The sequence below is a fragment of the Nocardia sp. NPDC060255 genome (assembly GCF_042727395.1).
In the GTDB taxonomy this organism is placed as follows: Bacteria; Actinomycetota; Actinomycetes; order Mycobacteriales; family Mycobacteriaceae; genus Nocardia.
Genome location: NZ_JBHXAU010000002.1, coordinates 228,303 through 254,226, shown reverse-complemented (window position 1 = coordinate 254,226; position 25,924 = coordinate 228,303). Strand labels below are relative to the sequence as shown.

The 25,924-nt window shown below is 68.4% G+C and carries 25 protein-coding genes; 13 read left to right on the top strand and 12 right to left on the bottom strand.

Annotated features, from left to right (window positions below):
- Positions 1 to 3 precede the first annotated feature (3 nt).
- The 5 genes from ACFWF1_RS06995 to ACFWF1_RS06975 form a co-directional block, all read right to left on the bottom strand.
- Positions 4 to 1,377, bottom strand: coding sequence for an ABC transporter substrate-binding protein (locus ACFWF1_RS06995; RefSeq protein ID WP_379286122.1), 1,374 nt, complete (start codon positions 1,375 to 1,377; stop codon positions 4 to 6).
- A gap of 46 nt (positions 1,378 to 1,423) precedes the next feature.
- A complete protein-coding gene (locus ACFWF1_RS06990) occupies positions 1,424 to 2,557 on the bottom strand; it encodes an ABC transporter ATP-binding protein (protein ID WP_379286121.1) in 1,134 nt (377 codons plus the stop codon).
- A 9-nt stretch (positions 2,558 to 2,566) separates the two neighbouring features.
- Positions 2,567 to 3,460, bottom strand: a complete 894-nt coding sequence (locus ACFWF1_RS06985) for an alpha/beta fold hydrolase (protein WP_379286119.1) — start codon at positions 3,458 to 3,460, stop codon at positions 2,567 to 2,569.
- A complete protein-coding gene (locus ACFWF1_RS06980; RefSeq protein WP_379286117.1) occupies positions 3,457 to 3,981 on the bottom strand; it encodes a YiiD C-terminal domain-containing protein in 525 nt (174 codons plus the stop codon). The genes ACFWF1_RS06985 and ACFWF1_RS06980 overlap by 4 nt, the downstream gene beginning before the upstream one ends.
- Positions 3,982 to 4,086: 105 nt before the next feature.
- On the bottom strand, positions 4,087 to 5,244 hold the full coding sequence (locus ACFWF1_RS06975) for an acyl-CoA dehydrogenase family protein (RefSeq protein WP_379286116.1): 1,158 nt from the start codon (positions 5,242 to 5,244) through the stop codon (positions 4,087 to 4,089).
- Between the two features lie 148 nt (positions 5,245 to 5,392).
- On the opposite strand from ACFWF1_RS06975, the gene ACFWF1_RS06970 reads away from it, so the two are divergent.
- The 3 genes from ACFWF1_RS06970 to ACFWF1_RS06960 all read left to right on the top strand — a co-directional run bounded on the left by ACFWF1_RS06970 (position 5,393) and on the right by ACFWF1_RS06960 (position 8,821).
- On the top strand, positions 5,393 to 6,325 hold the full coding sequence (locus tag ACFWF1_RS06970; RefSeq protein ID WP_379286114.1) for a PDR/VanB family oxidoreductase: 933 nt from the start codon (positions 5,393 to 5,395) through the stop codon (positions 6,323 to 6,325).
- 110 nt (positions 6,326 to 6,435) lie between these two features.
- Complete coding sequence (locus tag ACFWF1_RS06965) at positions 6,436 to 7,143, top strand: hypothetical protein (RefSeq protein WP_379286112.1); 708 nt, start codon at positions 6,436 to 6,438, stop codon at positions 7,141 to 7,143.
- A gap of 124 nt (positions 7,144 to 7,267) precedes the next feature.
- Entirely contained in the window at positions 7,268 to 8,821 is a 1,554-nt protein-coding gene (locus ACFWF1_RS06960) for a phytoene desaturase family protein (protein WP_379286110.1), read from the top strand.
- Positions 8,822 to 8,841: 20 nt separating this feature from the next.
- Here the strand turns inward: ACFWF1_RS06960 and ACFWF1_RS06955 are convergent, their stop codons facing one another.
- From ACFWF1_RS06955 to ACFWF1_RS06945, 3 genes are read right to left on the bottom strand one after another with little or no spacing between them, the layout of a single operon-like run.
- Positions 8,842 to 9,825, bottom strand: coding sequence for a zinc-binding dehydrogenase (locus ACFWF1_RS06955; protein ID WP_379286109.1), 984 nt, complete (start codon positions 9,823 to 9,825; stop codon positions 8,842 to 8,844).
- Positions 9,826 to 9,840: 15 nt separating this feature from the next.
- Positions 9,841 to 10,263 carry an organic hydroperoxide resistance protein gene (locus ACFWF1_RS06950; RefSeq protein WP_379286107.1) on the bottom strand — a complete coding sequence of 141 codons (423 nt, stop codon included), beginning with the start codon at positions 10,261 to 10,263 and terminating at the stop codon, positions 9,841 to 9,843.
- Complete coding sequence (locus ACFWF1_RS06945) at positions 10,260 to 10,712, bottom strand: MarR family winged helix-turn-helix transcriptional regulator (RefSeq protein WP_379286105.1); 453 nt, start codon at positions 10,710 to 10,712, stop codon at positions 10,260 to 10,262. The genes ACFWF1_RS06950 and ACFWF1_RS06945 overlap by 4 nt, the downstream gene beginning before the upstream one ends.
- 251 nt (positions 10,713 to 10,963) lie before the next feature.
- Between ACFWF1_RS06945 and ACFWF1_RS06940 the strand changes: the two genes are divergently transcribed.
- Positions 10,964 to 11,758, top strand: a complete 795-nt coding sequence (locus tag ACFWF1_RS06940; protein ID WP_379286103.1) for an SAM-dependent methyltransferase — start codon at positions 10,964 to 10,966, stop codon at positions 11,756 to 11,758.
- Here ACFWF1_RS06940 and ACFWF1_RS06935 read toward each other — a convergent pair.
- On the bottom strand, positions 11,755 to 12,537 hold the full coding sequence (locus ACFWF1_RS06935; protein WP_379286102.1) for an IclR family transcriptional regulator: 783 nt from the start codon (positions 12,535 to 12,537) through the stop codon (positions 11,755 to 11,757). The genes ACFWF1_RS06940 and ACFWF1_RS06935 overlap by 4 nt on opposite strands.
- An 87-nt stretch (positions 12,538 to 12,624) precedes the next feature.
- Between ACFWF1_RS06935 and hutH the strand changes: the two genes are divergently transcribed.
- The 5 genes from hutH (at position 12,625) to hutI (ending at position 19,585) form a co-directional block, all read left to right on the top strand.
- Positions 12,625 to 14,184, top strand: coding sequence for a histidine ammonia-lyase (gene hutH / locus ACFWF1_RS06930; RefSeq protein ID WP_379286101.1), 1,560 nt, complete (start codon positions 12,625 to 12,627; stop codon positions 14,182 to 14,184).
- A gap of 70 nt (positions 14,185 to 14,254) precedes the next feature.
- Positions 14,255 to 15,907: a urocanate hydratase gene (gene hutU / locus ACFWF1_RS06925; protein ID WP_379286099.1), complete on the top strand. Its 1,653-nt coding sequence runs from the start codon at positions 14,255 to 14,257 to the stop codon at positions 15,905 to 15,907.
- Between the two features lie 32 nt (positions 15,908 to 15,939).
- Complete coding sequence (locus ACFWF1_RS06920; RefSeq protein ID WP_379286097.1) at positions 15,940 to 17,139, top strand: allantoate amidohydrolase; 1,200 nt, start codon at positions 15,940 to 15,942, stop codon at positions 17,137 to 17,139.
- Positions 17,136 to 18,440: a formimidoylglutamate deiminase gene (locus ACFWF1_RS06915; protein WP_379286095.1), complete on the top strand. Its 1,305-nt coding sequence runs from the start codon at positions 17,136 to 17,138 to the stop codon at positions 18,438 to 18,440. The genes ACFWF1_RS06920 and ACFWF1_RS06915 overlap by 4 nt, the downstream gene beginning before the upstream one ends.
- Positions 18,428 to 19,585 (top strand): imidazolonepropionase, encoded by a 1,158-nt coding sequence (gene hutI, locus ACFWF1_RS06910; RefSeq protein ID WP_379286093.1) that lies wholly within the window; start codon positions 18,428 to 18,430, stop codon positions 19,583 to 19,585. The genes ACFWF1_RS06915 and hutI overlap by 13 nt, the downstream gene beginning before the upstream one ends.
- A gap of 1 nt (position 19,586) precedes the next feature.
- On the opposite strand, the gene ACFWF1_RS06905 is transcribed toward hutI, so the two are convergent.
- Complete coding sequence (locus ACFWF1_RS06905) at positions 19,587 to 20,708, bottom strand: PQQ-dependent sugar dehydrogenase (protein WP_379286092.1); 1,122 nt, start codon at positions 20,706 to 20,708, stop codon at positions 19,587 to 19,589.
- Between the two features lie 117 nt (positions 20,709 to 20,825).
- Between ACFWF1_RS06905 and ACFWF1_RS06900 the strand changes: the two genes are divergently transcribed.
- From ACFWF1_RS06900 to ACFWF1_RS06890, 3 genes are all read left to right on the top strand, one after another.
- On the top strand, positions 20,826 to 21,725 hold the full coding sequence (locus ACFWF1_RS06900; RefSeq protein ID WP_379286090.1) for a LysR substrate-binding domain-containing protein: 900 nt from the start codon (positions 20,826 to 20,828) through the stop codon (positions 21,723 to 21,725).
- Between the two features lie 74 nt (positions 21,726 to 21,799).
- Positions 21,800 to 22,381 (top strand): TetR/AcrR family transcriptional regulator, encoded by a 582-nt coding sequence (locus tag ACFWF1_RS06895; RefSeq protein WP_379286089.1) that lies wholly within the window; start codon positions 21,800 to 21,802, stop codon positions 22,379 to 22,381.
- Positions 22,378 to 23,892, top strand: coding sequence for an FAD-dependent monooxygenase (locus ACFWF1_RS06890; RefSeq protein WP_379286087.1), 1,515 nt, complete (start codon positions 22,378 to 22,380; stop codon positions 23,890 to 23,892). The genes ACFWF1_RS06895 and ACFWF1_RS06890 overlap by 4 nt, the downstream gene beginning before the upstream one ends.
- Here the strand turns inward: ACFWF1_RS06890 and ACFWF1_RS06885 are convergent, their stop codons facing one another.
- Both ACFWF1_RS06885 and ACFWF1_RS06880 read right to left on the bottom strand, forming a co-directional pair.
- Positions 23,893 to 24,798, bottom strand: coding sequence for a dienelactone hydrolase family protein (locus tag ACFWF1_RS06885; protein WP_379286085.1), 906 nt, complete (start codon positions 24,796 to 24,798; stop codon positions 23,893 to 23,895).
- A gap of 55 nt (positions 24,799 to 24,853) precedes the next feature.
- On the bottom strand, positions 24,854 to 25,519 hold the full coding sequence (locus ACFWF1_RS06880) for a TetR/AcrR family transcriptional regulator (RefSeq protein ID WP_379286083.1): 666 nt from the start codon (positions 25,517 to 25,519) through the stop codon (positions 24,854 to 24,856).
- A gap of 108 nt (positions 25,520 to 25,627) precedes the next feature.
- Here ACFWF1_RS06880 and ACFWF1_RS06875 point away from each other — a divergent pair, with 108 nt between their 5' ends.
- Entirely contained in the window at positions 25,628 to 25,897 is a 270-nt protein-coding gene (locus tag ACFWF1_RS06875) for a hypothetical protein (RefSeq protein WP_379286082.1), read from the top strand.
- Positions 25,898 to 25,924: the final 27 nt, after the last annotated feature.

Below are 25,924 nucleotides of genomic sequence, written 5' to 3'. Positions count from 1 at the left end.
CGTTCATGAGGCGGGCAGCAGTTTGGCGCCCTGCGCGCGCGCTTCGGTCAACGTGGCCTGCGGGTCCTTGCCCTGGAACACGATCGCCTCGACCGCGTCCATCATGCCGTCGCGGATCTGCAGGTAGTTGGTGCCCGGCATGGAGATCCACGGCTCCATGTTCGCCAGCTGGGCGACATTCGGCTGCAGCAGCGGATTCTTCGTGGACCAATCCTTCAGTCCGGCAGGGTCATCCATCAGACCGGTGCGCAGCGGCAGGTAGCCGATGCCCTGCGCGATCTTGGTGTAGGCGTCTTCGCTGGTGAGGAACTTGATCAGCTCCCAGGACGCTCGCTGCTTGGCCGGGTCGTTCGACAGAATATGCAGGGAGGCACCGGAATTCGTCGGTACCGTCGGCTTGCCGGCGTAGCTCGGCATGGGCGCGGCCCGCAGGTCCCACTTGTCCTTGGCGCCGGTGGTGAAGGTGCCTTGGATCGAGCTGGTCTCCAGGATCATGCCGATATCGCCGCGGGCGAACGCCTCGTAGCCCTGCTTCTGGTTGAGCTTGGGCATGCTGCCCGACTCGACGAGCTGCTGTTGCTGCCGTGCGACCTCGACGACGGGCGCGTCGGCGAAGGTGAGCGATTTGCGGTCCTCGGAGATGACCCGGCCGCCGTTGGACCGGACCAAGGACTGGAAGCACCAGTCCTTGGCGGTCTTCGTCAGGCAGTCGACGTAGATACCGCCCTTACCGGTCTTGCTGGTGATCGCGCTGGACGCTTCGGCGACCTGCTGCCAGGTGGTCGGCGGCTTGGCCGGATCGAGCCCGGCCTCGGTGACCAGCGAGGCGTTGAAATACAGCACCGGCGTGGAGAAGACGAACGGCACGCCGTAGGTGTGGCCGTCCCAATCGGCGAGGGTGCGGGCCTTCGGCGCGAACGGATACTTGGCGCCGTCGAAGTTGCGCTGGACCTCCTGCTTGGAGACCAGCGTGTCCAGTGGCTTGGCGCCGAGCTGATGGATGGTGTAGTCGAGGTCGCTGAAGCCGAGCTGGGCGACGTCCGGCGGGGTGCCCGCGACCGTCTGGTTCTGGATGCTGGAGATGGTGTCCGTGGCCGGGTTCGGGCTGTTGCCCTGCGGTTTCTGCGCGGTCACCGTGATGTTCGGGAACTTCTTGCGGAAGTCGCCGATGAGCGTGTTGAAGGTATCGGTCCACGCTCCGGCGAGTCCGTAGTTGTAGGACTCGAACACGATGGCCACGTGCTGATCCGGCTTCAAGTCCGGGATCTGCGCGGTGCTGGAGTTCGAATCTGTGCTGGTGCTCCCGAGTCCGCCGCAAGCGCTGAGCGCGACGGTGGTTGCGAACACCATGCCCAAGATGGGCGCGGTGCGGTTCACGGTGTTCTCCTCATTGTTCGGTGATGTCGGACAGCGTTGTCACGAGTCAGGCGACGGCGACGACGTCGTCGGCGCCCTCGCGTAGCGAATCCGGCTGTGGCTCTTGCCAGGTCATGCGCAGGCCGGATTCGGGGTCGAAGAGGTGGATGTGGGCGGGATCGACGCGCAGCCCGATGCTGTCGTCGGCGTGCACCTCGGCGGGCCGTGGTGCGCGGGCGCAGAGCGTGTGGTCGCCGGTGGTGAAGTGGATCAGTTCCTCGCTGCCCAGGTTTTCGACCATGGTCACCTCGCCGCGGATGTCGGCTGCGGTGATGTCGAGCCGAAGCTGCTCCGGGCGGATACCGGCGATGACGTCTACGGAGGCTCCGAAATCGGCAGCGGTGATGGCCAATTCGACGTCGATGCCGTCGGCCACCAGGAACAGCTTGCCGCCGCGTTCGGTGACGACGCCGGGGAAGAGGTTCATCGGGGGAGCGCCGAGGAATCCGGCGACGAAGGTGGAGCGCGGCCGGTCGTACAGCTCGGTCGGCGTGCCGACCTGCTCCACCTGCCCCTCGTTGAGCAGCGCGATCCGGTCGGCCATGGTCATCGCCTCGACCTGGTCGTGGGTGACGTAGAGGAACGTCGCCCCCAGCCTGCGGTGCAGCGCGATCAGCTCGGCGCGGGTGGCGCTGCGGAGCTTGGCGTCCAGGTTCGACAGTGGCTCGTCCATCAGGAAGGCGCCGGGATCGCGAACCATGGCGCGGGCCAACGCGACTCGCTGTCGCTGGCCGCCCGACAGCGCGCCGGGCTTGCGACGCAGCAGTTCGCCGAGGCCGAGGATGCCTGCTACCTCGGTCACTCGCTCGGCGATCTTCGTGCGCGGCGTGCGCCTGGCTCGCAGCGGGAAGCCGATGTTCTTGGCCACCGTCAGATGCGGGTAGAGCGCGTAGCTCTGGAACACCATCGCCAGGTCGCGCTGCTGCGGCGCCCGGTGCGTGATGTCGTTGTCGTCCAACAGGATCAGGCCGCCGGTCGGATCCTCCAGGCCCGCGATCATCCGCAGCAGCGTGGACTTGCCGCACCCACTCGGCCCGAGCAGCACCAGGAACTCGCCGTCGGCGATGTCCAGGCTCACCTCGCGCACTGCGTAGGTCGCGCCGAATTGCTTCGACACCTTGTCAATTCGCAGTCTTGCCACCAGTTCTCCTCAGCCGGGCAGTTCGCCGGCGACAATCCAGGTCGCGACGCGGGCCGCGATCGCCGGGGAATCCTTGACCCAGGTGAAGTGATCGCGATGCTCGACCGGCGAGTCCTCGTCGATGTGCCACTGGGTGACGTGTGCCTCCGGCATCCGGGCGACCAGGAAGTCGACGTTGGACTTCGGGCCGAGCACGTCGTCGGACAGCGAGATGACCAGCACCGGCGCCGTCATGGTGCGCAGCAGCGTGTTGTACTGGCGCGCGCTGCCTTTGGGGCGGTAGTAGCTGGTGAGCGAGTGCATCGCCCAGTCGCGCATGACGCCGCCCGGCATCGGCGCGGGGATCAGCACGCCGCCGGGCCAGTGGCCCTTCCAGCGTGCGACAAGGCCGATCCACTGGATCTGGCTCAGCGCCTCGAACCAACGCCGCGGGCCGAACGCCCACCAGAACACCGTGCCGGTGCCGATCACGGTGACCCCGGCGACACGGTCCGGCTCGGCGGCGGCGAACAGCAGCGCCACCTGCCCGCCGAGGCTGTGCCCGAACAGGTGGATCGGCGCGTCCGGAAAGCGTTGCCGCACAGCGGTGACGATCGCGGGCATGTCGATTTCCAGCATCTCCCGATAGCCGAAGTCGCGGTGCAGCCCGAGCTCGGGCTTGGCCTCGCCGTGCGCCCGCAGGTCGCAGGTGGCGACCGAAAGTCCCTGGGCGTTAAGCTCTTTCGCGAGCTGCAGGTAGTTCTTCGCCTTCATCGCCATCGCGGGCAGGATCAGCACCACCGGCGCGTCCGCCTTCTTGCCCGGCAGGAAGCGGACGGTGAAGGTGACCTCGTCGGAGGTCGTCACGGTGGTCGATTCGAGGCTGGTGAACTCCGAGCCCTTCTTGGGTGCCGCGGTGGTCACCGGTCCGCCTCCGGAATCGTCACATCGCAGACGTAGTCGAAGGTGAACTTGGCGACGACCACATCGCCGTCGTCGACCAGGGCAGCCTTGCCGGACAACTCGAATCGGTTCGACACGCCGGTGCTCAGCACCTCGGCGAGTTCGCGCCGGTCGATCGTGGCGATCGCGCGGATCCGGCCGATGGCGGGCTTGCGGTAGGACGCTGTGCCCGCCCGCAGCACCAGGCGCTCGATGGTGGACAGGCGCGGGGCGGCCGCACCGACGAACGCCGCGGCGCCACCGATATCGGCGGCGGTGAACAGCGCTCCCGCGTGCACGGTGCCCATGTGGTTACGGACGCCGTCGACGGCGGGGATCTCGACAACGGCCCGCTCCGGGCCGATCTCGGTGATCAGGGTGCCGACGTGGCGGCCGAACGGCACCATGTCCTGCGACACGGCCCGCAGGTATTCGTAGTCGACGGCGGCACCGTCGAGTTCGGGGTAGGCGGCGGCGAAGCCGGCGATCTCGCGCGTGGTCATTGCGGTACTCCCTGCTGTGTCGGAATGCGGTGTCGCGGTGCTCTCACGAGAGGCGAGGCGGCGGCGCGGTGCGGTGGTGCGATGACACGGTGGCGCATGCTGGCCTCAGCGATTCCGCAACGCACGCCGGGCGATCGACCAGCGCAAGACCTCGGACGGTCCCTCATAGATCCGGAAAGCCCTGGCCTCCACCAAGAACCGCGCCACCAGGTAGTCCTCGCAGACACCCAGGCCGCCGTGCAGCTGCACCGCACGGTCGAGCACCCGCCACACCGCCTCGGAGACGAAGGTTTTGGCGATCGACGCGTCGTGGCGTGCTTGCGACGACGTGGGTCCCTGTGCGTCGATGGTCTCGGCCGCCGTGCGGATGACGCCGCGGGCGGCGGCGATGTCGATCTCGTTGTCGGCGACCATGCCCTGGGCCAGGCCGTGTTCGGCGATCGGCACACCGAAAGAGGTTCGGCTGCTGATGTGTTCGATGGCGAGGTGGTGCGCGCGCACCGCGAGCCCGAGCCAGTTCATGCAGAACACCAGCCGGGACGGGGCGAGCCGGACCTGGGCCAGCACCAGTCCCTGGCCGACCTCGCCGAGCACGGCGGAATCAGGAACGACGCAGTCGGCGAAGGTGACTTCGCAGTGTCCGCCGGGGGCGCTGGTGTGGTCGAGGGTCGGCATCCGGCGCCCGACCTTCAGGCCTGGGTTGTCCTGGTCGACCAGGAACATCGTCGGTCCGTCACCGGTCCTGGCCACGCAGATGGTGAACGCGGCACCCTGTGCACCGGTGGTGAAATGCTTGGCGCCGTTGATGACCCAGCCGTCGTCGGTCTCCTCGGCGACCGTCTGCAGCATGCCGGGATCGGAGCCCGCGCCGGGTGCCGGTTCGGTCATGGCGATCGCCGAGCGCACCTCACCGGACGCGAGCGGCGCGAGGTAGCGCTCCTGTTGCTCGGCATCGGCTACGTGGGCGAGTAGATGGATATTGCCATCGTCGGGTGCCCAGGCGTTGACCGCGATCGGGCCGAGCAGGCTGGCGCCGGCCGCCTCCAGCACCTGGGCTTGGGCGCGGGTGTCCAGGCCGAGCCCGCCGTACTTCGGGTCCGACAACGGCCCGAACACGCCCGCCTCCTTGGCCTTCTTCTGCAGGTCGAGGCGCAGCGCGTCGTCCATCACCCGCCCGTCGACGATGACCTCGCGTTCCACCGGAACGACCTGGTCACGAATGAACTGGGTGGTTTTGTCCACCAATTGCCCCACAGTCGTCATGGCGCCAGTTTCGGGGCCGCGGGGCCGTCTGAGTCGGGGCGATAGTCAACGTCGATCGCCCGAATCGACTGCGCTTTCTCTTGGCGCGTTGCCCGGGGATGTCCGCGACGGTGAGCTGGCCCGACCAACCCCGCGAAAGAAGGCAGAGATGACGGAAATTCCGGTACGGGTGTCGGCTCGCCGTGACGAAGCCGAGGGCGTGTTCTCTCTCGAGCTCGCCGCTGCGGCGGGCGGCGAGCTTCCTAGCTGGACACCGGGCGCGCACATCGATGTTGCTGTGGGTGCCGCGGGGGTCCGTCAGTATTCGCTGTGCGGTGATCCGGCGCAGTCGAGCCACTGGCGCATCGCGGTCTTACACGAGCCCAGCGGCCGTGGCGGATCGCATCATCTGCACAGTACCGCTCTTGCCGGTACTGTGCTGCGAGTGTCGATGCCGCGCAACAATTTCGAGCTGGTTGATTGCGAGCGGTATGTTTTCTTGGCGGGCGGCATCGGGATCACCCCGATCCTGCCCATGCTCGCCGCCGCCGATGCGTCAGGCGCGCGCTGGTCGCTGTACTACGGCGGCCGCACGCGCGCGCACATGGCGTTCGCCGACGACCTCGCGAACAGGTACCCGGCCGCAGAGTTGCTGCCGCAAGACGAACACGGCCTGCTCCCGCTGGCCGACATCCTGGCCGGGCACAGCGATGCTGCGGTCTACTGCTGTGGCCCGGAGCCGTTGCTTGCCGCCGTCGAGGTCGAGGGGGCGAGGCAGGGGCTGTCCGTACACCTGGAGCGATTCGTGCCCAGGCCAATGGAATTCGCGCCGAACGAGTCCTTCGAGGTCCGATTGGCAAGCAGCGGTAGAACTTTCCAGGTCGGCGCGAATCAGTCCATCGCCGATGTGCTGGAGCGGGCCGGCATCGGTATCGTCACCTCCTGCCGCGAAGGTACGTGTGGCACCTGCGAAACAGCCGTTCTCGCAGGCGATATCGACCACCGCGATTCGCTGCTCACGGCCGACGAGCGGGCGCGGGGCAACACCATGATGCTGTGCGTTTCGCGGTCGAGATCGGATGTGCTCGTGCTGGATCTGTGACTCGGTCCGCACGGTGTGCCACCGGCCGCCGGGCATTGACTTGTCGGCGCGATCCGCGACCGGCATGCGGCACGCTCGGCGTGCCGAATCTCCACAGGAAGAAGGTATAGATGAGGAAAATCGTTGCGGTGGCTGCAGGAGTGGCCGCCGCAGTCGGCATCGCCGCCGGCACGGCCGCGGCACAGCCCGCCGGCGAGGACGCGATCGATTTCACCGCCAACGCGACCGCGACCCAGACCGTCGTCAAGACCGACGGCGGCTCGATGGTCGTCGAGGACGGTGTCTTCAAGATCAAGGCCGCCAACGGCAGCACCCTCACGGGCACGCCGCTGAAGTTCCGGGTCGACGAGTTCGAGTTCCCGATCGTGGCCGATATCGCGGATCACACCGCGACGCTGACCCCGCAGTTCGAGATGGACAAGGCGACCTACAAGCCGGTTGCTCTGCCGTTCGAGGACAAGGCGCCGTGGAAGACCGACTACGACCGTGAGCAGGCCGCCTGGACCCGCATGACGAGCACCATCTCGATGGGTGCCACCATCGGCACGCTCGTCGGTGGCCTCGGCGGCGCGGCCGTCGGTTGCGTGCTCGGCGGCATCCTCGGTGCCACCGCCGCCGCTGCCACCATCATCGGCATGTTCGGTCCGTTCATCCCGGCCGCGGCTGTCGGCTGTCTCGGCGGCATCATCGCGGTCGGCGCCCTGGGCACCGTCGCGGGCCAGATCCTGGTGACCGCCCCGGTCGCCATCGGTGCGGCCATTCAGTACTTCGCCACTATCGCCCAGCCGCCTATGCCCCCGGCGCCCCCGGCCAAGTAGGTAGTGGAGAAGATCCCAACGGCGTTCGTTGGGGGACACTCGGCCCCGTCCGGTCTACCCGACCGGGCGGGGTCTTGTTCCTGTTCGGCTGTCGATCGGCAGGAATCCGTGCTATCGAGGACGGATGAAGCCGACGCGGTCGTCGTATGACGTGGTGGTTGTGGGTGGCGGTCACAACGGATTGGTGGCCGCCACGTATCTGGCGCGGGCCGGGCGGTCGGTGGCGGTGCTGGAGCGGCAGTCCGGTACCGGTGGGGCGGCGGTGTCGGCGCGGGTGTTCGCCGGGGTGGACGCGCGGTTGTCGCGGTATTCGTATCTGGTGAGTTTGCTGCCTCGGCAGATCGTCGACGAGTTGGGGTTGTCGTTCGCGACGCGGCGTCGGCGGATTTCGTCGTATACGCCGGTCGGGGCGGGCGGGCTGCTGGTGGATACCGGTTCCGCGGAGCGCACCAGGGAGAGTTTTGTTCGATTGACCGGATCAGATCGGGATTTCGTTGCGTGGCAACGGTTTTACGCGATGACCGGGCGGCTGGCCGAGCGCGTGTTCCCGACCTTGACGCAGCCGCTGCCGTCGCGGCCGGAGTTGCGGAGCATCATCGACGACGAGGTTGCTTGGGCGGCCCTGTTCGAGCGGCCGCTGGGGGAGATCGTCGAGTCGGAATTCGCCGACGATACGGTGCGTGGGGTCGTGCTGACCGACGCGTTGATCGGAACGTTCACGCACGCGCACGATTCGACGCTGCGACAGAACCGCTGCTTTCTGTATCACGTGGTCGGCGGCGGCACCGGGGACTGGGATGTGCCGGTGGGCGGTATGGGCGCGCTCACGGACGCACTCGCCGAGGCCGCGCGCGCCGCGGGCGCCGAGATCGTCACCGATTGCACGGTCACCGCGATCGAAACCGATGGTCGCGCAGCCGAAGTGAGCTATTCGGGTGGTGTGGTGGGTGCGGGCCATGTGCTGGTGAATGCCGCGCCGCACGAGCTCGCGCGGCTGCTCGGCGAGACGTCGGAGGCGAAACCCGAAGGCGCGCAACTCAAAGTCAACATGTTGCTGAATCGCCTGCCTCGGCTACGCGATACCTCTATCGATCCGCGCGAAGCGTTCGCCGGGACCTTCCATATCGGCGAGTCGTACGCACAGCTGGACCGCGCCTACGGCGAGGCGGCGATCGGCCGGATTCCGTCCGCGCCGCCGTCGGAGATCTACTGTCACACGCTGACCGATCCGTCGATCCTGTCGCCGGAGCTGGCCGCGCAGGGCGTACACACCCTCACCCTGTTCGGATTACACACACCGGCAAAGCTTTTCGCCAAGGATCCGGCGGCGGTGAAGGCCGAACTCGTGAAAGCGACCATGGCCCAGCTGGATTCGGTGCTCGCCGAGCCGATCGCCGATTGCCTCGCCCTGGACGAGAACGGCGAGCCGTGCCTGGAGGCGAAGACCCCGCTCGACCTCGAACAGGAAGTGGGTTTGCCGGGCGGTCATATCTTCCATCGCGACTTGGCTTTTCCCTATCGAACGGACGATTCCGAGACAGACCCGGCCGCACGGTGGGGTGTCGCGACCGGGCACCGCAATGTCCTGCTCTGCGGCGCGGGCGCGGTCCGAGGCGGCGGCGTCAGCGGCATTCCGGGTCACAATGCCGCCATGGCCGTACTCGAACCGCGCCCGTAGCGCGTCAGACCTATAGCGCGTCAGACCTTCGGCGCCAGCACGACCTTCGCGCTGCGGCCGGGGCTTTCGGTGGCCACGGCCGCGTCGGCCGCCGCGTCCAGCGGGTAGACGGCCTCGACGTCGAGCCTCAGCACGCCCTGCGCCGCCGCGGACACCAGTTCGCCGATCAGCCGCCTGCGATCCTCGGGCGAGGTCTCCTCGATCCGCTTGGAACCCCAGAAGCCCTTGACCACAGTCTGTTTGAAGATGAGGTCACTCGGGTTGAGCGTCATCGGCTGGCCGGACAGCGCACCGAAGGAGATCAGCTCGCCCTTGGGCGCCAGCAAGGCCATCGCATCGCTGGCCGCGCGGCCGCCCACCTGATCGACGGCGCGCACGATCGGCGCACCCGACGTGGCGGCGACGGCCGCGTCCCGCCAGCCCTCGACCTCGGTGTCGAAGACCGGCTCGAAGCCCGCGGCGTGCAGCGCCTCGACCGATTTCGGCCCGCGCACCAGGTTCAGCACGTGGACACCGCGTTGCCGCGCAAGCACATTCACCAGCCTGCCGACCGCGCCGTTGGCGGCGTTGATCGCGATCCAGTCGCCCTCGGCCACCTGGAGATCCTCGAGCAGCATCAGCGCGCTGAGCGGCATGGCCAGCAACTGGGCGGCGGTCTCGTCGGACACCGCGTCCGGCACCGGCACCACCTGAGCGGCCTTGGCGATGAAGTAGTCGGCCCACACATTCTGCGCGCCGGAGACGGTAACCCGTTGGCCGACAGTCAGTCCGGTCACGCCGGCGCCGAGCGCGTCGATCCGGCCGACACCCTCGGTGCCCGGGATGGCGGGCAGCGGCGGCTTGTATCCGTACACGCCGCGAACGATGGCGAGGTCGTGATTGTGGATGGGCGCGAGGATCAGCTCGACCCGCACTTCACCCTCGCCGGGTTCGGGTTGCGGCCGTTCGGCCGTGGTCAGTACGTTCTTCGGTTCGCCGAAGCTTTCGATAACTACCGCACGCATGCTTTGCTCCTTCGTTCAGTCTTCGGCGACAACGACGTTGACGTCGATGTTGCCGCGGGTGGCGTTGGAGTACGGGCACACCTGGTGTGCCTTGTCGGCGAGGGCCTGCGCGTCCTCGCGGGACAGGTGCGGCAGCGACACCTCGAGGGTGACCGCGAGTTCGAAGCCGCCTGCGTCGTTCGGGCCGATGCCGACTTTCGCGCCGACCGCGGAATCGTCGACGTTCGCCTTGGTCTGCTTGCCGACGAGGCGCAGCGCCGAATGGAAACAGGCCGCGTAGCCGGCCGCGAACAGCTGCTCGGGGTTGGTGCCCGCACCGCTGCCGCCCATTTCCGGCGGGGTGGCCAGGTCGACGTCGACCTTGCCGTCGGTGGTGCGGGCGTGCCCGTTGCGGCCGTCGCCGGTCGCCAAGGCCTCCGCGGTGTACAGGATCTTCATGACTGTTCTCCTTCGATCGGTGGTGCCGAGAGTGCGCTGGTCAATCGCCGCAGGGTGGCCCGCAGCGCCAAGAATTCGCCGACGGAAAGGCCGCAGGCCTCGGCCATTTCGGCCGGGATGCCGCGGGCCTCTTCGCGCAGCGCCTGTCCGCGTTCGGTGAGCTGGATATCGACGCGTCGTTCGTCGTCGGCCGCGCGGCGCCGCTGCACGAGACCCGCCGCCTCCAGCCGCTTGAGCAGCGGAGACAGCGTGCCGGAGTCCAACGCGAGGGCGTGGCACACCTCGCCGACGCTACGCCCGTCGCGCTCCCACAGGGCGAGCATCACCAAGTACTGCGGATAGGTGAGCCCGAGCCGCTCCAGTTTCGGCCGGTAGACCGCGGTCATCGCCCGGGATGCCGCGTACAGCGGAAAGCACAGCTGCTCATCGAGGGACAGATGGTCGGTCATGTCCAATAACGTAGTCCGCAACTATATTGTGCACAACCGATCAACTGGGTGTTCCCGGTCACAATCCGGGGTGTCGGTGGATGTAGAGTGTCGAAGCCCACCGGGCTGGCGAGAACCGACTTCCGTGCCTTCGCGGAACAGGCGACTCGTGTCCAATCTGACTCTTCGGTGTTTATGTCTGAATTCACCGACGCGGGCCGTTGGACGCTTGTACAGTCAGCCGCACGTACCACCTCTCGAGGAGCCGCATCATGGTCCGCGAAAGCGATCGGCTGATCCGCACCGATGTACCCCATTCCGCACGAATCTGGAATTACTGGCTCGGTGGTCAGGACTTTTACGAAGTCGATCGGATAGCCGGCGAGTCGGGGATATCGGTGTATCCCGATATCGGCACGATGGCCCGGCAATCGCGCAGGTTCCTCATACGTGTGGTGCGCTACCTCGCCGAGGAGGCGGGCATCCGGCAGTTCCTCGACGTGGGCACCGGTTTGCCCACCATGCAGAACACGCACGAGGTCGCGCAGGGCGTCGCGCCGGACGCCAAGATCGTTTATGTGGACAACGATCCGCTCGTGCTCGCGCACGCCCGCGCGTTGCTGATCAATACCACCGACGAAGGCGTCACCGCACTAATCGAAGCGGATTTCCACGATACCGATCAGGTGGTCACCGAAGCGCGCAACATTTTGAACTTCAACAAGCCGATCGCCGTAATGTTCATGGGCGTTCTCGGTCACGCGCGCACCTGGGACGACGTTCTCCGGATCACCGGCGCGCTACAGGAAGCCATTCCGTCCGGAAGTTATTTCGCGATGTACGAAGGAACCACCGAAGACCCTCGGCTGGTTCGGTTGTCGGACTACTACTCCAAAACCGGTGCCGTTCCGTACTACGTGCGCAGCGTCGATCAGGTCCGCGAGGTCTTCAAGAATCTCGAGCTCGTGCCGCCCGGCATCGTGCCGGTCAACCAGTGGCGGGCCGACTCCGAATCCACCAGCGAGGAACCCTCCGCGGCGTGGGGCGGCGTCGGCCGCAAGCCCTAGGTCGCCCGGCCGCCGATGCGCTGCGTGAGGCTGTCGGCGGTCGTCCGCACCCGGCCGGCCAGTGGCGTCCAGTCGGCGGGGCACGGCGTGGCCTCGCAGTGATGCCGCAATGTGACGCTGATGGCCGCGATGGGTCGTTGATTGTGGTCGAAGACGGGATACGCGACCGAGGCGAAGCCGGGTGTCACGTGGCCGTCTTCGCAGGCCCAGCCGCGAGTGCGCTCGGTGGCCAGGATGGTGCGCAGCGACGCGAGCGAGTGGGGGCCGCGCTCGGTGCGGCGCACGAACGAGGCCGCCGACGGGAACAGCGCGCGGATCTGTGCGGCGGGCAGGTAGGCGAGGATCGCGCGGCCGCAGGCGGTCAGATGCGCGGGCAGCCGCACGCCGACGCCGGTGACCAGGGTTTCCGGGCGCAGCGGGCGTTCCTTGATGAGGTACAGCAACTCGTTGCCGTGCAGCACGCCCAGGTGCGCGTTGTGCCCGACCCCCTCGACCAACTCGCGCAGCAACGGCCCCGCAAGCCGCTCTAGCGGGTCGTGGCGCAGATAGGCCGAGCCGAGCTCGAACGCGGCGATGCCGAGCCCGTAGCGGCGCTCGCTGGGTAGTCGGGTGACGAACCGGGCCGCCTCCAGCTCGCCGAGCAGGTGATAGGTGGTAGACCGGGGCAGGCCGAGCTCGCGCGCGATGGTCGAGGCGGAGATGGGCCCGGCTCGCCCCGCGAGCAGCTGCAACACCGCCAAACCTCGGCGCAACGCCGGGACGTCACTGCTCGTTCCCATGCCATCTCCTCGGCAAGTCTTGGATATCAGACAGATTCGGACCGACCCTCATTCTCCACTGCCCGCCGCGACGGTGGAATGGACCCCATGCCCGAAACTGCACAGCTACCCACCGTGGCACTCGACGGACCGTTGACCGGGGAACAGGTCGTCGCGGTCGCGCGGCTCGGCGCCAAGGTCCGTCTCAGCGAGGCGACGCAGGACCGGCTGGCGCTGGCCCGCGCGCACGTCGACGCGCTGGCCGCGGGGACGGTGCCGACCTACGGCGTGTCCACCGGCTTCGGCGCGCTGGCGACCCGCCACATTCCGCAGGAGAGCCGGGTCGCGCTGCAGCGTTCGCTGATCCGCTCGCACGCGGCGGGCGCGGGCCGCCCGGTCGAGCGGGAGGTGGTGCGCGCGCTGATGGTGCTGCGGCTGCGCACCCTGGCGACCGGCCACACCGGGATCCGGCCGGAGACCGCGGCGACGCTCGCCGCGCTGATCAACGCCGACATCACCCCGATCGTGCACGAATACGGCTCGCTCGGCTGTTCCGGCGACCTCGCGCCGCTGGCCGCGGTGGCCTTGGCGCTGATGGGCGAGGGCGAGGTCACCGACGCCGCCGGAAACGTGACGGACGCGGCAACGGCCTTGAGTGCTAACGGAATCAAGCCGGTCGTGCTGGCCGAGAAGGAGGGCCTGGCGCTGACCAACGGCACCGACGGCATGCTCGGCATGCTGGTGCTCGCGCTGGCCGACCTGCACATGCTGCTCGACGTCGCCGACCTCACCGCGGCCATGAGCGTGGAGGCGCTGCTGGCCACCGACCGGGTGTTCGCCGCCGACCTGCAGGCCTTGCGCCCGCATCCCGGCCAGGCCAGCTCGGCGGCGCGGATCAGTGCCGCACTGGCCGGCTCGGAGATCGTGGCCAGTCACCGTGGGCCGGACTGCAATCGGGTACAGGACGCCTACTCGTTGCGTTGCGCGCCGCAGGTGCACGGCGCGGCCAGGGACACCGTCGCGCACGCGGAACTGGTGGCCGGTCGCGAATTGGCTTCCGCCGTAGACAATCCCGTGGTGCTCGCCGACGGCAGGCTGGAATCCAACGGCAACTTCCACGGTGCGCCCGTCGCCTATGTGCTCGACTTCCTCGCCATCCCGGTGGCCGACGTGGCGAGCATGGCGGAGCGCCGCACCGACCGGATGCTCGATGTCGCACGGTCGCATGGTCTTCCGGCGTTCCTGGCCGCCGATCCCGGCGTCGACTCCGGGCACATGATCGCCCAGTACACCCAGGCCGCCGTGGTGAGCGAGCTCAAGCGGCTGGCCGTGCCCGCGTCGGTGGACTCGATCCCCAGCAGTGCGATGCAGGAGGATCACGTGTCGATGGGCTGGTCCGCGGCCCGCAAGCTGCGCACCGCGGTGGACGGCCTGACCACCGTGCTCGCCGTCGAATACCTCACGGCGGCAAGGGCACTGGACTTCCGCGCGCCGTTGCGTCCGGCGCCCGCCACCGGCGCGGCCTTGGCCCTGCTGCGCACCAAGGTCGAGGGCCCCGGCTCCGATCGTCATCTCGCTCCCGAAATCGCCGCCGCCGAGGCGCTCATCCGCTCCGGCGAGCTCACCCGCGCGGTCGCGCCCCATTTCGTTTCGTCCAACGGATCGTGACAGCGGGGCTTGTCGAACTTTGCCGCGGCCGGGTCTGGTTCGCGGTAGCAATTCATTGGAGGTTGGTTCTATGAGTCGGATAGTTCGGGCGGCGCGGGGCACGCAGCTCACTGCCAAGAATTGGCAGACCGAGGCGGCAATGCGGATGCTGCACAACAACCTTGATCCGGAGGTGGCCGAGCGGCCCCAGGATCTGGTGGTGTACGGCGGCACCGGTAAGGCGGCCCGCAACTGGGCCAGCTTCGACGCGATCACCCGGTCGCTGACCACGCTGGAGACCGACGAGACGCTGCTGGTGCAGTCGGGCAAGCCGGTCGGGGTGTTCCGCACGCACGAGTGGGCGCCGCGGGTGCTGATCGCCAACTCCAATCTCGTTGGTGACTGGGCGAATTGGCCGGAGTTCCGCAGGCTCGAATCGCTCGGCCTGACCATGTACGGGCAGATGACCGCGGGCTCGTGGATCTACATCGGCACCCAGGGCATCCTGCAGGGCACCTACGAGACGTTCGCGGCGGTGGCGGACAAGCGATTCGGCGGCACCCTGGCCGGCACCCTCACACTGACCGCGGGTCTCGGCGGGATGGGTGGCGCGCAACCGCTGGCGGTCACCATGAACGGCGGCGTCGCGCTGGTGATCGAATGCGACCCGGCCCGCGCCCAGCGCCGCGTGCAGGAGCGCTACCTCGACGAGATCGCGACCGACCTCGACGACGCGGTAGTGCGGGTGACCAACGCGCGCAGGCAGCGAAAGGCGTTGTCCGTCGGCCTGATCGGCAACGCGGCGGAGGTGCTGCCGCAGCTGCTCGCGCAAGGGCTCGACCCGGAGATCGTCACCGACCAGACCTCCGCGCACGACCCGCTGGCCTACCTGCCGCGCGGCATCGCCGTCGAGGACTGGGCCGACTACGCGGCCAAGAAGCCGGACGAGTTCACCGATCGGGCCCGCGAATCGATGGCCGAGCACGTCGGGGCCATGCTCGGCTTCCTGGACAAGGGCGCCGAGGTCTTCGACTACGGCAACTCGCTGCGCGGCGAGGCCGCGCTCGGCGGCTGCGACCGGGCCTTCGATTTCCCCGGCTTCGTCCCCGCCTACATCCGTCCGCTGTTCTGCGAGGGCAAGGGCCCGTTCCGCTGGGCGGCGCTGTCCGGCGATCCGAAGGACATCGCGGCCACCGACCGCGCCATCGTCGACCTGTTCCCGGAGAACGAATCGTTGCGCCGCTGGATCAGGATGGCCAGTGAACGTGTTGCCTTCCAAGGACTTCCGGCCCGCATCTGCTGGCTCGGCTACGGTGAGCGGCACCTGGCCGGGCTGCGCTTCAACGAGATGGTGGCCAGCGGCGAGCTGTCCGCGCCGGTGGTGATCGGCCGCGATCATCTCGATTCCGGCAGCGTCGCCTCGCCGTACCGGGAGACCGAGTCGATGGCCGACGGCTCCGACGCCATCGCGGACTGGCCGCTGCTCAACGCGCTGCTCAACACCGCGTCCGGCGCGACGTGGGTGTCCATCCATCACGGCGGCGGTGTCGGCATGGGCCGGTCCATCCACGCCGGGCAGGTGTGTGTGGCCGACGGGACACCGTTGGCGGCCCAGAAGATCGAGCGCGTGCTCACCAATGACCCTGGCACCGGCGTGATCCGGCACGTGGACGCGGGTTACGACCGCGCGGCCGAGGTGGCCGCCGAGCGCGGTGTCCGCATTCCGATGCACGAGGCGCCGTGAACCAAATCCCAGAGCACGGTAGGAGCGACGCGGTGGGCGTGAACCAGTTGATGGCCGAGATCGCCGGCGTCGGACGGGATTCCCGGCGCGGCGGCTACTCGCGGCACGTCTACGACTACGCCGACTTCGAGCTGCGGGACTGGTTCATCGATCAGGCCCTGGACAGCGGCCTGGACGTGAACACCGACCGCAACGGCAACATCTGGGCTTGGTGGGGAAGCCCAGGGCCCGGCGCGGTCGTCACCGGAAGCCATCTCGATTCGGTGCCCGGTGGCGGCGCGTACGACGGTCCGCTCGGTGTGGCCAGCGCGCTCGCGGCGGTGGAGATCTTGCAGGGCAAGGGTTTCGCGCCGGCCAGGCCGCTCGCGGTGCTCGTGTTCGCCGAGGAGGAGGGCGGGCGGTTCGGTGTGCCGTGCCTCGGCTCCCGGCTGCTCACCGGCGCTATCGATGCCGATCGGGCGCGCGGTCTCCGCGACGCCGAGGGCATTACGCTCGCCGAGGCGGCCGTGAAGGCCGGGCATGATCCGAAGCGTTTCGGTGCCGATCCCGAGGCACTCGCCCAGATCGGCTGTTTCGTGGAACTGCACGTCGAGCAGGGGCGCGGGCTGATCGAGCTGGACAGTCCGGTCGCCACCGGCAGCAGCATCATCGCGCACGGGCGGTACCGGTTCTCGTTCTCCGGCCAGGGGAATCACGCGGGTGCCACCCGGCTCGTCGATCGACACGATCCGATGCTCCCGGCCGCGACGGTGGTGGCGGCCGCGCGACGGGCCGCCGCCGCGATGTCGGACGCACGCGCCACAGTCGGCAGGCTGGTACCGAATCCGGGCGGCACGAATGTCATTGCGTCCAGCGTGGATCTGTGGCTGGATGCCCGGGCCGCCGGTGACGGCCGTACCGCGGCGCTGGTCGAGGACATCACCGAGGCGGCGCGCGCCGCCGCCGAGGCGGAAGGGTGCCGGCTCACCGTCACCGAGGAGTCCTATTCGGACGACGTCGTTTTCGACGAATCCCTGCGGAGCCGGATGGACACGGTGCTCGGCGGCGTGCCCGCACTGCCCACCGGCGCCGGGCACGACGCGGGCGTGCTCGCCGCGCACGTGCCCTCCGGCATGCTGTACGTGCGCAACCCGACCGGGATCAGCCACGCACCCGAGGAGTATGCCGAGCCCGCCGACATCGACAGCGGCGCACAGAGTCTCGCGCGGGTGCTGGAGGAACTGGCCGGATGAGCACCTATTGGGCCGAATACGCCTGGCTGCCGGAGGGGCCGGCCGCGGCGGTGACGATCGAGGTGACCGGCGCGACGATCCAGTCGGTCACCCGCGACACCGAACGGACCGGCACGGTGCTGCCGGGCATGACGATCCCCGGCTTCGCCAACGCGCACTCACACGCCTTCCACCGCGCGCTGCGTGGACGCACGCAGCACGATCAGGGCACGTTCTGGACGTGGCGTGAACGCATGTATGCCGTTGCCGCGCAACTGGATCCCGACTCCTACTATCGGCTTGCGCGCGGGGTGTACGCCGAGATGGTGTTGGCGGGATACACGAGTGTCGGCGAGTTCCATTACCTGCATCACGCGCCGGGTGGTGCGCGGTACGCGGATCCGAACGCGATGAGCGCAGCACTCGCGGCGGCGGCAGAGGATGCGGGCATTCGGCTCACTCTGCTCGATACGTGTTATCTGGCAGGCGGATTCGGCGTGGAGCTGGGGGAGCACCAACGCCGTTTCAGCGATGGCAGCGTCGATGCGTGGGCCGAGCGCGCCGCCGCGTTCGCGCCGAAACCGGAGCTCGTTCGGACCGGCGTCGCCGCTCACTCGGTGCGCGCGGTGCCCGCGGCGGCGCTCCCGGTGGTCGCTCAGGCGGCCGCGGGCCGGCCGGTGCACGTCCACCTGTCCGAGCAGCCGTCGGAGAACACCGATTGCTCTGCCGCACAAGGACGCACGCCGACCGCGCTGCTGGCGGAGGCGGGCCTGCTCGGGCCGCAGACGGTCGCGGTGCACGCGACCCACCTCACGACCGCCGACATCGCCCTGCTCGCCGACAGCGGTACCCGCGTGTGCTTCTGCCCCACCACCGAACGCGACCTCGGCGACGGCATCGGCCCGGCCCGCGCGCTGTCCGATGCGGGCGTGGGCCTGTGCCTCGGCACCGACAGTCACGCGTTGATCGACGCCTTCGAGGAGTGGCGCGCCCTCGAACTCGACGAGCGGCTGGCCAGCCGGGCCCGCGGCCGATTCAGCCCGGCCGAGCTGTACCGCGCCGCCACCGATCACGCGTCCATCGGCTGGCCCGAGGCAGGCCGGATCGCGCCGAACGCGGCGGCGGACCTGGTCACCATCGACCTGGACTCGATCCGCACCGCGGGCACGGCCCCCGCCGCCGCCCTGTTCGCCGCGACCGCGAGCGACGTGCACTCGGTGCTCGTCGCGGGCCGTCCCGTCGTGTCCGAGCACCGCCACCTGCGGGTGACCCATCCGGAAACCGTGTTGCGCAAGGAAATCGAGGCATTGTGTCGACCCTGATCACCGGCATCGGCGAACTCACCACCAACACCGAGGACGGCCCGCTGCGCGACGCGGCGGTGGTCCTCGACGGCGAGCGATTCGCCTGGATCGGCCCGGCGAACGCCGCTCCCGCGGCGGATGACCAGGTCGACCTCGGCGGCCGGGCCGCGCTGCCCGGCTGGGTCGACAGCCACACCCACCTCGTCTTCGCGGGCGATCGCACTGCGGAGTTCGAGGCCAGGATGGCCGGACGGCCGTATCGCGCGGGCGGCATCGCCACCACCGTCGCCGCCACCAGGGGCGCGTCCGACGACGAACTGTCGGTCAACCTGGCCAGGCATATCGCCGAGGCGCGACGGCAGGGCACCACCTGCCTGGAAACCAAGACCGGATACGGACTCAACGTCGCCGACGAACTCCGCTCGGCCAAGCTCGCCGCGGCGGCCGCCGATGAGGTGACCTTCCTGGGCGCTCATCTGGTCCCGGTCGACATGGACCCCGACAAGTACGTCGATCTGGTGTGCGGCGAGATGCTCGACGCTGTCGCACCCTACGTGCGCTGGGCCGATGTCTTCTGCGAGACAGGCGCTTTCGACGAGGAGCGGTCGGATCGGGTGCTGCGCGCCGCGCACGCGCGCGGCCTCGGCCTGCGGGTGCACGGCAATCAGCTCGGCGAAGGCCCCGGCGTCCAACTGGCGGTGCGGCACGGCGCGGCCAGCGTCGATCACTGCACCTACCTGACCGACGCCGACATCGAGGCCCTCGCGTCCTCCGACACCGTCGCCACCGTGCTGCCCGCCTGCGACCTGTCCACCAGGCAGCGCCTCGCACCGGCCCGCGCATTGCTGGACGCCGGTGCCACCGTCGCGCTGGCCACCAACGCCAACCCCGGCAGCTCGTACACCACTTCGATGGCCTTCTGCGTCGCCACCGCTGTACTGCAGATGGGACTTTCGGTGGCCGAGGCGGTGCACGCGGCGACCGCGGGCGGCGCGCGAGCGTTGCGCCGCGACGATGTCGGTGTCGTGCGCGTCGGTGCCCGCGCGGATCTGCAAGTGCTGGACGCACCGTCGGTCACCCACCTGGCTTACCGCCCGGGTGTGCCGCTCACCTACGCGGTGTGGCGGCTGGGGCAGCCGGTCCGCGTCCCGATGTTCGACTGACTCATCGCGCCGGGAAACGAAGCACGCGATCGTCATTCGGCCGCGGGTTGCCCCGGCCGTCGGTATTGGACGTGGTGAGCCACAGCGCGCCGTCCGGCGCGACCGCGACCGTGCGCAACCGGCCGTAGCTGCCCCGCAACACATCTCGGGGCTGGCCGACCGCGCCGTCCCGCAGCGGCACGGTCCACAGCCGCTCGCCTCGTAATGCCGCGGCGTACAACGTGTCTCCGGCGATCGCGATTCCCGACGGCGAAGCCTCCGATGTCGTCCACGTCACCAACGGGTCGGTGAACCCGCGATCCGCGCCGCCGACGCCCTCGACCGTCGGCCATCCGTAGTTGTGTCCCGGCTCGATCAGATTGATCTCGTCGAACCGGTTCTGCCCGAATTCCGCCGCGAAAAGCCGCCCGTCACGGTCCCAGGCCAGGCCTTGCACATTGCGATGCCCCAGGCTGTACATCGGCGATCCCTCGGTCGGATTGCCCTGCGCCGGTTGTCCTTCCGGCGTCAGCCGCAAAATCTTCCCGTTGGGGCTCGCCGGATCCTGCGACCGCGCGCTCTGTCCCGCGTCGCCGGTCCCGGCATACAACAGCCCGTCCGGGCCGAACGCGATCCGGCCGCCATTGTGATTGGCCGACTTGGCAATCCCGTCGAACAGCACCTCCGGCGCTCCATCCAGTCGAAATCGGGCGATCCGATTATCGGATGCGGCGGTGAAGTAGGCATAGACGTAATGGTTTTCGGCATACTGCGGCGACAACGCCAGACCGAGCAGGCCACCCTCACCGCTCGCGACGACACCGGGCACCTGGTACACCTGCTCCGGCGCATGCCCGGACCCGATCCGCAGGATGCGCCCGCTGTCGCGTTCCGCCACCAGGGCATTGCCGTCGGGCAGGAAGGTCAGCCCCCACGGCACCTCGATCCCGTGCGCGATCTCCTCTGCCGCGCCGAGGTCGGGCGCGCCGGACGGTCTACTGGGCGTGGTGCTCTGCACGGTCGCGGGGGAGGGCGCGGGCTTGTCGCCGCTTGCACACGCCGAGATCACGCTGACGGCCAGTATTACGGCGGCCGCGACACCGGTAATACGACGACGTGCTGACCTGACTTCCGGACAACTCACGCGGGCACCTCCGACGATATTTGTGTGTGCGCGGCGCGCGGGACGATGCCACATCGGTTGGCCGCGCACCCCGGGCGGTAGCCTGACCCAGTCTTGTCCCCGAACCACGTTGAGGTCATGGAACTTCGTCAACTGAGGTATTTCGTCGCGGTGGCCGAGGAGCTACATTTCGGTCGGGCGGCGGAACGGCTGATGATTGTGCAATCGTCAGTCAGCCAGCAGCTCGGCCGGCTCGAACGCGAGCTCGGCGTCGTGCTGCTGGAACGGTCGCCTCGCAGCGTCCGGCTCACCGAGGCCGGGGCGGCGTTCCTGCCTGCCGCGAAGAAGGTGCTCGCGGCCGAGAAACGGGCGCGGACCAGCGTTGCGGACTTCCTGACCACGCCGACCGTGCTGCGCATCGGCACCAGCCGGGGGATGGGCGAGCGGCTGGAGCGGCTGCTCGTCGCGCTGAAGTACCGCGCGCCCGGGGTGAAGGTGGAACTGACGTCGGCGGCGCTCGGGCAGCGGCTGCGGAAGGTGTCGGAGCACGAGTGGGACGCGGCGTTCCTGCGCGGCGAGGTGGCCGCGCCGGAGGGCGTGCAGCAGATTCCGGTGTGGTACGACGAACTGGTCGTCGCGCTGCCCGCCGATCATCCCTCGGCCGCCGACCGGTGTGTCGATCTCGCTCAGCTCGCCGAGCTGCCGCTCTATCTGACGAACCGGCAGAACAACGCGTTGCTCGATGATCTTGTGCTGACCGCGTGCGGCAAAGCGGGATTCGAACCGGTGCTCGGCCCTGAGCAAGTCTCGATCCAGGACACCCTCGCCGCACTCGGCGCCGGTGCCGCCGGATGGACCGTCCTCTACGCGCCGCACGCACGGCTGTTGCACAGCAGCCGGGTGGCCTTCCTGCCCGTGTGCACGCCGGGTGTGCTCGCGCTGCCCACGGTGCTCGCCGTGCGCACCAATGCCATGGAGCGGCTGCACCCGCTGCTCGAGGCCTGCCGAGACGTCGCGCTCGGCGATCAAATTCTGTAATCGGCCTTGTGCCTGTCGCCGGTCTTCGGCTATTTTTGAAGTGAACGAAACCGTACCGTTCACTTGGAGGGCTTGTGATCAGGGGCGCGGAACGCGAGCAGGCGATACTTGCCGCCACGTATCAGCTGCTCGGCGAAATCGGTTATGCGGCAATGACAATGGATGCCGTCGCGACACGGGCACAGGCCAGCAAGGCCACCATCTATCGGCGCTGGCCGGGCAAACCCGCGCTGGTCAAGGCGGCGATGGACGCGCACGATGCCGAGTACGTCGCGGACATTCCGGACACCGGGACGGTGCGCGGGGATCTGATCGCGGCGCTCGTCGGCCTCACCGCGCAGGTCGACGAGCACTACGTGACCATGATGACCGGCCTGATGCACGCCATGCGGGTGGACGCCGAACTCGCGGCGGCGCTGCGCGAGCACGTCGCGGACGAGGACCTCGGCCCGTTCCGCACCGTCGTCGAGCGCGCCGTCGCTCGCGGCGAATTACCCGAGGGCACCGCAACCGAACTGGCACACCAGGTTTCGGAAGGTCAGATCATGCGCCGGATGTTTCTCGGCGAACCCCTGGATCGAGCGTTCCTCGCCGACCTGGTCGACGAGCTGCTGCTGCCGATCCTCACCCGAACTTTCCCGAAAGAAGACAGATGACTACAGATCTACCGGTGCTGATCGTGGGCGCCGGACCGACCGGACTGACGCTGGGTTGCGAACTGGCAAGGCGCGGGATCGAATGTCTGGTGGTGGACAAGGCCGCAGGGCTCTTTCCCGGCTCGCGCGGAAAGGGTTTACAGCCAAGGACTCTGGAGGTGTTCGACGATCTCGGCCTGATCGACGCGGTGGTCGCCAACGGTGCGCCGTTCCCGTCGTTCCGCATGTACGTGGACACTCAGGTGAGATCGACGCGGACGGTGGAGGAGATGCTCGGACTCGCGCCACTCGAACGCGTTGACGGCGTGCCCTATCCGAACGCGTGGATCCTGCCCCAGTGGCGCACCGACGAACTGCTCCGGGACCGGCTGCTCGAACTCGGCGGCCGCCTCGAATTGAACACGGAGCTCGTCGATTTCGTCCAGGACGACACCGGCGTCATGGCTACCCTGCGCCGCGACGGCGCCCTCGAGCACGTGCGCGCCCGGTATCTGGTCGGTACGGACGGCGGCGGCAGCACAGTGCGCAAGACGCTCGGCGTCGGCTTCGAGGGCGAAACCTTCGCGACCGAGCGCACTTTGATCGGCGATGTCAAGGCCGAGGGCCTGACCGGTACCTACTGTCATATGTTGACGACCGGCAATGTGCAGGAACGCTTTTCGCTGTGGTCCATGCCGGGGACCGACTACTACCAGTTCATTGCCAACATGACCGCGGACGACGTGCCCGAGCTGACCCTGGAGGCCGTGCAGAAGATTCTCGACGAACGGTCCGGCCGCTCGGATATCCGGCTGTACGACCTGAACTGGATCTCGGTGTACCGGGTGAATGTCCGCATGGTGGACCGTTTTCGGGTCGGCCGGGTGTTCCTGGCCGGTGACGCGGCGCACGTGCACTCCTCGTCCGGCGGGCAGGGACTGAATACCAGCGTGCAGGATGCCTACAACCTCGGCTGGAAGCTCGCGGCCGTGCTGTCGGGCGCGCCGGACCGGCTGCTGGATACCTATGAGGCCGAGCGGTTTCCGATCGCGGCCCGGGTGCTCGACGTGACGACGCGCTCGCATCGGCGGGACTTTCGAGACGCGGAACCGGGGCAGGGCAGCCTGGATATCTTCCAGCTGAAGGTCAACTACCGTGGCGGACCGTTGGCCGTGGATACCCGTGCGACGCCGGGCGCGGTGCGAGCGGGCGACCGTGCACCGGACGCTCAGTGCGGTGACTCCCGCCTGTTCGACCTGTTCCGCGGCACCCATTTCACGGTGCTCGGGTTCGGTGCCGCTACCGCCGGGGCTGTTGCCGAAGTTGTTCGCGCACAGGGTGATCGGGTACGCGGGCGGGTGCTCGAACCTGGCGAGGTCGACGTCACAGCGTCAACCGTCGGTGCCGCCTTCCGCAACTACGACATCGATCCAGCAGGGCCGGGCACGCTGGTCCTCGTCCGGCCCGACGGCTACATCGGTGTCGTCGCAACGGATCCCGCGCCTCTCCAGGACTTCCTCACCGCCTGCTGATCAGCCCAGATGTGTTCCGTACCAATCCAGTACCCGCCGCCAGGCCTCGGTCGCGGCGGCCGGTGCGTAGCGGGGCCCGGTGTCGTTGAAGAACGCGTGATCGGCATTCGGGGCGACCCACATCTCGTGCGGCGCGCCCGCCCGATTGAGTGCGTCCTCGGCGGCCTGGCGGGTGGCGTCCACGCGGGTGTCGGCCGCCGCGTAGATGCCGAGCACGGCGGCCTTCGAGGCGGAAAGGTCGCCGTTGTCGGGGAACGGTCCGTAGAACGGCGTTGCCGCGGCGAGCGCCGACGGCCCGGATGCGAGCAACAACCAGACCAGGCCGCCGCCGAAGCAAAACCCTGTTGTGCCGAGCTTCTTGCCGGGCACACGCCTTCCGAGCTCATCGAGACCCGCACGCAGGTCAGCGATGAACTGCTCCTGCGGGGTGTTGCTGAGCTCGGCGGTGGCCTGCGCCGGGTCGGTGAAGGCGGCGGTGCCGCCCTTTTCGGAGAGCAGATCGACGGCGAGGGCCGAGTAGCCCGCTCCGGCGAATCGTCCTGTCACCGAACGGATGTGGTCGGTGAGGCCCTTGTTCTCATGGATGACGAGCACGCCGCCGCGAGGCTGCGCGGCCTCGGCCCAGGCGGCCTGCAACTGACGATTGTCGGGGCCGGCGAAGGTAATCGGTGTCGTCGGCAGCGCGGAACTCGCCCCTGGTGGCGTGGATGGTGTTGCGGCAGAGGGTGGTTGCGAAGTGACGGGTTGATCGTTGTGCTGGCTGGAGCAGGCGGCGAGCAGCGCCGCGGCCGCCGGAATACCGAACCCGAGCAGGCCTAGCCGTCGCAGCGCCTCGCGGCGATTCAGTAGGCCGTCCGCGTGATCGAGTGCGATTTCTTCCGCGATATAGCGCTGCAGCGGCGTCATGCCCACCAAGGTAGGCCCCGCCGTGACGATCCGCGTGGCTTTCCGGGCAACGCGCTCAGGTGTCGGTGGCGAGCAGGCCGACGGCGAGGATGTTCAGCAGGTCCGTGCCGGTGTCGGTGAAGTCGATGCAGGCGGCGGCCAGGTCGGGGTGTTGCTGGTAGGCGGCGAGCATGGCTGCCGAGGGATGGCTGTGCGTCCAGAGCGAGCCGGCCGTGAGCAATGCCGCGGCACAGAATTTCCACGAGCGTTCCGCGCCGAACTCGGGGATCAGCCGGGCAACCAGGTTCGCGAAGTCACCGGTCGTGGCGATCGAGGCGCGTTTGAACTGGGCGGCGACATCGGGGGAGATATTGCGCTCCAAGACGGCCGCCTGGGAGCTGAACAGATCGCAGAGCACGGGGTTCTCGGCGAGTGAGGTGACGATGGCGCGGACCAGCCGGTCGCGGCGGGTCGGCAGATCGCCCGTGGTGTCCGTGAGCTCGGGTGTCAGCGCCACCAGCCACTCCCGATAAGACACGTCGAGCAGCTCGAGCAGTACCGCCTCGCGAGAGTCGAAGTAGCGCAACACATTCGACTTGGCCAGCCCGACTCGGCGGGCCAGCTCGTTCAGGCCGACCTCGGCCACCGGCATCTGCGCCAGCATCGCCGCCGCCGTGTCGAGGATGGCGCGTCTGCGCACCTCTCGCTGTTCTTCGCTGCGTGCGCGTTGGAATCCGACCATGCCACCAGTATTTCAGACCGGCGGTCTATTGACTACAGACCGGTGGTCCGTTAACGTGAGAACCATCAACAGACCGACGGTCTCTTAAATCTCCGACAGGAGCTCACGATGTATGAAGTACCTGATCAGACCGGTAAAACTGTCGTCATCACCGGCGCGAACAGCGGGACAGGGAAAGAGGCGGCCGCGCGTCTGGCCGGTGCGGGCGCGCACGTGATCATGGCGCGCAATGGCGAATACTACGGTCCCAGTGGACGATTCGGTCTGGTCGGCCCGACCCATGTCGCATCGGTGCCGCGCCGGGCGCGGGACAAAGAGGCGGCGCGGCGGCTGTGGGACGAGGCGGAACGACTGACCGGAACGCTGCTGCCTGCCTGATTCTTAAATCAAACTGCGCGGTATCTA